A 5,619-nucleotide genomic window follows, 5' to 3' on the forward strand; every position below is an offset into this window, starting at 1 on the left:
GCGATCGAGCGCCTCGTCGACCGAGGTGTCGGAGGGCATCACGATGCGATCTCCGCTTCGTGCTGCGACTCGATATATGTCTTGAGGCGGACCAGGTGGTCGCCGTCTTCTTTCTTCGAGATCGCAGCTACTAGGGGTAGCATCATCCGCCGCAGTCCGCCCGCTTCCAGCTCGCATGTCCACTCGATGCGAGTGCCAGCTCCTTCGGGGTGAAGACGGTATCGATAGGTCACGGTGATGCCTTCCGCCTCGCTGGCGATCGCGAATGTCGACGGCGAATCAAGGGCGACGATCCGCAGGCGACCTGTCGATTCCTTGCCCTTCACACGGCGGGTCTCCTCGATCACGGACCCCTCGGCGAGTGGCCCGTCTGTCACTTTCGCGCTCCTCACCACGCCATCGACGTAATCGACCGATCGGGTGGGATCTGCCAGGACGGCGAACACGTCCAACGGGGGCCTGTCGATGTGCTCGGTGAACTGGAATCCGATCATGGTGCTCCTTCTGGTTGAGGATGGGGCGGGTGCCTAAGGGGGACATAGGCGTCGGTGTGGCTGATGCGGGCAGCATCGGAAGCTTGGTCGACGTGATGAACCTCGAAAGGTGATGTGCAGCGAAGACGCCACCCTTCTGAGGGCATCCACTGCACACCGATAGCGGCGAAGGTCTTGGCTATCTGCTCAGCACCGCCGGTATGCCGATGCACCACGCAAAGCTGAGCCGGCATCGTTCGATAAACGAAGGGGCGGGGCGGGTCTATCGGACCCTCGATCAGTAGGGCGGCGTCGAAGCGGATCTGGTCTTCATCCACCACATAGGGATCGTCGCGCGTGATCCCCACCAGACGACCAAATTGGTGGGGGATGCCGGCGGCGGTCGCGAACTCGCGCAGCTGCTTCCAGGGCTCGATCGAAGCATGTCCAATACTGAGGCCACCGTACCCGCGATGCCGGAGTGCGAGCAGGTGCAGCTCGGAGGTCCGCTCCACCCGCACCGGCGCCGCGTCGAGATCGAAACGGAGAGTAAGCGGCGTCTCCGCTGTGAAGCCCTCGAATGTCCTGCTCTGCCGCGCCACATCCGCATACTCGCGATACGACCGCACCATCCGGCGGTACTCCGAAGGGCTGAGCCCGAAGCGCCTGACGAAAGCTCGCGTGAAGGTTTCAGGCGTGGTAAACCCGGACTCCAACGCGATGTCCAGCACCGTATCGCTGCTCACCTTGAGCCGGTAAACCGCGCGTTCGAGACGCAACCTCCGTAGATGCGCCTTCGGGTTCTCGCCGACTACAGCACGAAACACGCGATGGAAGTGATGCGGGGAAAGACCGGCGACCCGCGCCATGCACGCGAGCGTCACCGGCTCCTCGAGCCGCTCTTCCACCCACTGCAACGCTCGACTCACGCACTCCTCATGCCGCCGGGCGGTCGACGGACGTACGAACGCAGACACGCAGCAAATCTACGAGCGAAGGTGCTCAACCTCTCGACATTTTTTGCGATTCCGCTCGCCTGGTGTCTGCACATCTCTACGCGCCTCCCAAGCCCCGAAGTGGACTCTACGAACCGGCCCGAAATGTCCACATGGACACAGCGTGGACCTTTCATCTGCGAAACGGACAACTTCGACAAATGCCTACACCTACCCGAAGTCGCCGCCGGGAGCCATGTCCGCGAAGCGCGAGTAGTGGCCTTGGAAGGCGACGGTGATGGTGTCGGTTGGTCCGTTACGGTGCTTGGCGACGATGAGGTCGGCCTCGCCCGCGCGCGGGGAGTCCTTCTCGTAGGCGGCTTCGCGGTGCAGCAGCACGACCATGTCGGCATCCTGCTCGATCGAGCCCGATTCACGCAGGTCAGACAGCGCGGGCTTCTTGTCGGCGCGCTGCTCGGGGCCACGGTTCAGCTGTGACAGAGCAATGACAGGAACCCCGAGCTCCTTCGCGAGGAGCTTGAGCGCACGAGAGAACTCCGACACTTCCTGCTGACGGGACTCGACACGCTTACCGCTGGTCATCAGCTGCAGGTAATCGATGACGACCATCTTCAGCCCAGCACGCTGCTTGAGTCGGCGGCACTTCGCGCGGATCTCGACGAGAGTCATGTTGGGGCTGTCGTCGATGTAGAGCGGGGCCTCATTGATGCGACCGCGGGTGGCGGCGATCGTCGTCCAGTCGCGGGAGTCCAGCGTGCCCTTGCGCATGTTCTGCAGGGGCACAGCGCCCTCGGCGCTCATGAGGCGCATCGCGATCTCGCTGCGTCCCATTTCGAGCGAGAAGAAGATCGTCGGCATGTTGTTCTTGATCGCCGCGGCCCGTGCGAAGTCGAGGGCCAGCGTCGACTTACCCATGGCGGGACGCGCCGCGATGATGATCATCTGCCCGGGATGGAGCCCGTTGGTGAGTTGATCGAGACCCTGGAAGCCGGTCGGGATGCCGGTCATCTTGCCATCGCGTCCTCGAGCGGCCTCGATCTCTTCGAGCGCGGCATCCACCGCGATCTCGAGCGGCACGTAGTCTTCAGCGGCCTCGGCGCCGGTGACGGAGTAGATCTCGGCCTGCGCACTGTTGACGAGGTCTACCGCCTCGCCCTGGCCGGCGTAACCCATCTGGACGATGCGGGTCCCGGCCTCGACGAGACGGCGCAGCAGCGCACGCTCGGCGACGATCGATGCGTAATAGGCGGCGTTGGCGGCGGTCGGGACGATCGAGGTGAGCGTGTGCAGGTAGTCGGCGCCGCCAGCACGCTGCAGTTCACCCGTCTTGATGAGCTCGTCGGTGACGGTGATGACGTCCGTCGGCTCACCGTGCGAGTAGAGGGTGAGAATCGCCTCGAAGATCAGCTCGTGCTTGGGGATGTAGAAGTCAGCACCCCGCAGGGTCTCGATGACATCGGCGACGGCATCCTTCGACAACAGCATGCCGCCGAGTGCGCTCTGCTCGGCGAGGATGTCGTGCGGCGGAGTGCGCTCGTGCTCGCGGGGTCCGCCGAGCCGATCCTCCGAGATGTCCGCAATCGACATGTGTCCCCCTTCGCTGTTCGTGCTGTGCTGCACCGTGTGGCTGTACTGCACCGTGGCTGTGCCATCCGCGGGTGCGGTAGAACGCCTCTTCCGCAGCTGTTGAGGCGCTGGTTTCGACGCTGAATCCGGAGCGCCTCGCCACCGGCCAGCACAACGCTATGGACGGGTTCCGACACCCGCAACACCGCCTGTGGATAACTCTGTGTAGAACCTGCGGGAAACGCCGCTGTGCTTGTGAGCAGTGCCTGTGGACAAAGGTTGTGAGATCACAGATCCAATCAGAAGAAAGGGCATCTGACCTGGAGTTTTACTTCCCCACACGTTGTGGACAAGGTTGTGGTTGAACCTGGCGTTGAAGGTTGTCTGTGCTGTCTCTCGCTGTGTACAAGCGGCACAGAATTCGCCTATCAGGCGGCAACCGAACGTGCAAGCCCAGGAGCACAAAACCACCCGCGACATCACAACAAATGAAGGGCGGATGCTGCAGACTGCGTGTCTGCGGCATCCGCCCCGGCGTGGCGTCTCGCGATTACTTCGCGGCGACGACCTGCAGCGTGATCACGGCGGTCACGTCGTCGCGAAGACGGATCGTGGCCTCGTGCTCGCCGACCGACTTGATCGGCGAGGTGATGTGGATCTTGCGCTTGTCGAGGTCACCGAAACCGGCGGCCTTGACGGCGTCTGCGACATCCGCGGGCTTGACCGAACCGAACAGGCGGCCTTCGGCGCCGGCCTTGATGGCGAGCTTGACCTTGTTCGACTCGAGGTTCTGCTTGAGCGAAACAGCCTCTTCGTGGTCGTGGATCGCACGCGCCTCACGGGCGGCGCGGATCGAGGCGACCTGCTTCTCGCCACCGCGGCTCCAGGCCACGGCGAATCCCTGGGGGATGAGGTAGTTACGGGCGTAGCCGTCCTTGACCTCGACAACATCACCGGCGCTACCGAGCCCGGCGACCTCGTTCGTGAGAATGAGCTTCGACATGGGGACTCCTTAGCGGCCAGCGCCGGCGTAAGGCAGGAGAGCCATTTCGCGCGCGTTCTTGATCGCACGGGCGATCAGACGCTGCTCCTGCACCGAGACACCGGTGATACGACGGGCGCGGATCTTGCCGCGCTCCGAGATGAACTTGCGGAGGGTGGCGACATCCTTGTAGTCGATGAGGCCGACCCGGATTGCCTTTGCCGGGGCGACCGGCTTGCCGCCCTTGCGCGGCTTGCGGCGATCGCCGCTTGACTTTCCAGCCATGGGTTTTCCTTACGTGTGAACCGGATGCCGCGGCATCCGTGGTGCTTAGAACGGGGTGTCGTCGCCGTAGGTGCCGGGGGCAGCCCAGGCGTCGGCGTTCGAGGAACCGGGGGTCGACCAGGGCTCGTCGGCGACCTGGCCGCGGGACTGGCCGCCGCCGGCGCCGCCACCGCTGCTCGCGGCACGCGTGACCTGAGCGGTCGCGTAGCGCAGCGAGGGGCCGATCTCGTCGACCTCCAGCTCGATGGCGGTGCGGTTATTGCCTTCGCGGTCCTGGTAGCTGCGCTGCTTGAGGCGCCCGGTCGCGATGACGCGGGATCCCTTGGTCAGCGAGCCGGCGACGTGCTCGGCGAAGTCACGCCAGACGCTCGCGCGGAGGAACAGCGCTTCGCCGTCCTTCCACTCGTTGGCCTGACGGTCGAAAGTGCGCGGCGTCGATGCGATCGTGAAGTTCGCGACCGGAAGCCCGTTCTGCGTGTAGCGCAGCTCGGGATCAGCCGTGAGGTTGCCCACCACGGTGATGACGGTTTCGCCGGCCATGACGATTACGCCTTCGCAGCCCGTGCCGGCGCGGCAGCCTTGCGGGCAGCCTTCTCTTCGGCGCGCTTGGCTTCGGAAGCGATCATCGCGATGGCCTCTTCGGCGCGCAGCACCTTGGTGCGCATGATCTGCTCGTTCAGCTTGAGTTGACGGTCGAGCTCCTGCGCGGCGTCGCTGGTCGAGGTGAAGTTGACGACGGCGTAGATGCCCTCGGTCTTCTTCTGGATCTCGTAAGCGAGCCGGCGCTTGCCCCAGACATCGACGTTCTCGATCGAGCCACCATCGTTGGTGATGACTGCGAGGAACTTGTCGAGGGTCGTGGGGACCTGGCGCTCGTCGATCTCAGGGTTGATGATCACCATGAGTTCGTACTGGTGTGTGTGCGTCACTGACCCACCTCCTTCGGACTAGAACGGCTGTCGGGCATTTCCCGGCAGCAGGAGGGTGTGTGCACGTGTCTGGGCTGATTCCGTACGAACGGATGCCGGACAACCTTCACAGTGTATCGGATGCGGCATCCGCGGCCCAACCGGCCGTTTTCTTGCGTCAGGCGCGGGGCTGGGTCCTACGATCCCACGTGCGCACGACGATTGCGTAGATCGGGCGTGTCAGGAACAGCACGAACAGCCACCAATAGTTCAGTGCCGGGATGGCGAACATCAGCAACAGTGCCACTCCGAACAGGACCGTGATAATCACCCCGACGGCCAGGCCGTCCCGGAATTTGGCCTGCGATTCGTGATGCAGTTCCGGGTGCCGGATGAGGTAGACCCGCGTGAGCGTCAGGACGAGGCTCGTGAGGATGAGCGAGCCGACG

Annotated in this window: 7 protein-coding genes and 1 pseudogene; all 8 read right to left on the bottom strand. The window is 63.9% G+C overall.

Translation table 11 applies throughout. From position 1 onward, the window contains the following. Nucleotides 1–38 precede the first annotated feature (38 nt). Nucleotides 39–494: an SRPBCC family protein gene (locus tag Q1V87_RS13815; protein WP_300594045.1), complete on the bottom strand. Its 456-nt coding sequence runs from the start codon at nucleotides 492–494 to the stop codon at nucleotides 39–41. After that, complete coding sequence (locus Q1V87_RS13820; protein WP_300594048.1) at nucleotides 491–1,450, bottom strand: GyrI-like domain-containing protein; 960 nt, start codon at nucleotides 1,448–1,450, stop codon at nucleotides 491–493. Before Q1V87_RS13820 ends, Q1V87_RS13815 begins: the two co-directional genes overlap by 4 nt. A gap of 189 nt (nucleotides 1,451–1,639) precedes the next feature. Then, complete coding sequence (gene dnaB / locus Q1V87_RS13825; RefSeq protein WP_300594050.1) at nucleotides 1,640–3,016, bottom strand: replicative DNA helicase; 1,377 nt, start codon at nucleotides 3,014–3,016, stop codon at nucleotides 1,640–1,642. A 529-nt stretch (nucleotides 3,017–3,545) separates the two neighbouring features. After that, nucleotides 3,546–3,998, bottom strand: a complete 453-nt coding sequence (gene rplI / locus Q1V87_RS13830) for a 50S ribosomal protein L9 (RefSeq protein WP_228179191.1) — start codon at nucleotides 3,996–3,998, stop codon at nucleotides 3,546–3,548. Nucleotides 3,999–4,007: 9 nt separating this feature from the next. Further along, the gene (gene rpsR, locus Q1V87_RS13835) at nucleotides 4,008–4,262 is read right to left on the bottom strand and encodes a 30S ribosomal protein S18 (protein WP_292712636.1); all 255 of its coding nucleotides are present in this window, start codon (nucleotides 4,260–4,262) and stop codon (nucleotides 4,008–4,010) included. A 45-nt stretch (nucleotides 4,263–4,307) separates the two neighbouring features. Beyond that, nucleotides 4,308–4,802 (bottom strand): single-stranded DNA-binding protein, encoded by a 495-nt coding sequence (locus Q1V87_RS13840; RefSeq protein WP_300594054.1) that lies wholly within the window; start codon nucleotides 4,800–4,802, stop codon nucleotides 4,308–4,310. Between the two features lie 5 nt (nucleotides 4,803–4,807). Beyond that, on the bottom strand, nucleotides 4,808–5,164 hold the full coding sequence (gene rpsF / locus Q1V87_RS13845) for a 30S ribosomal protein S6 (RefSeq protein WP_300594056.1): 357 nt from the start codon (nucleotides 5,162–5,164) through the stop codon (nucleotides 4,808–4,810). 184 nt (nucleotides 5,165–5,348) lie between these two features. Next, a pseudogene (locus tag Q1V87_RS13850) lies at nucleotides 5,349–5,619 on the bottom strand (hypothetical protein); the annotation flags it as partial.

Source organism: Microbacterium sp. (assembly GCF_030149085.1).
Taxonomy (GTDB): Bacteria; Actinomycetota; Actinomycetes; order Actinomycetales; family Microbacteriaceae; genus Microbacterium.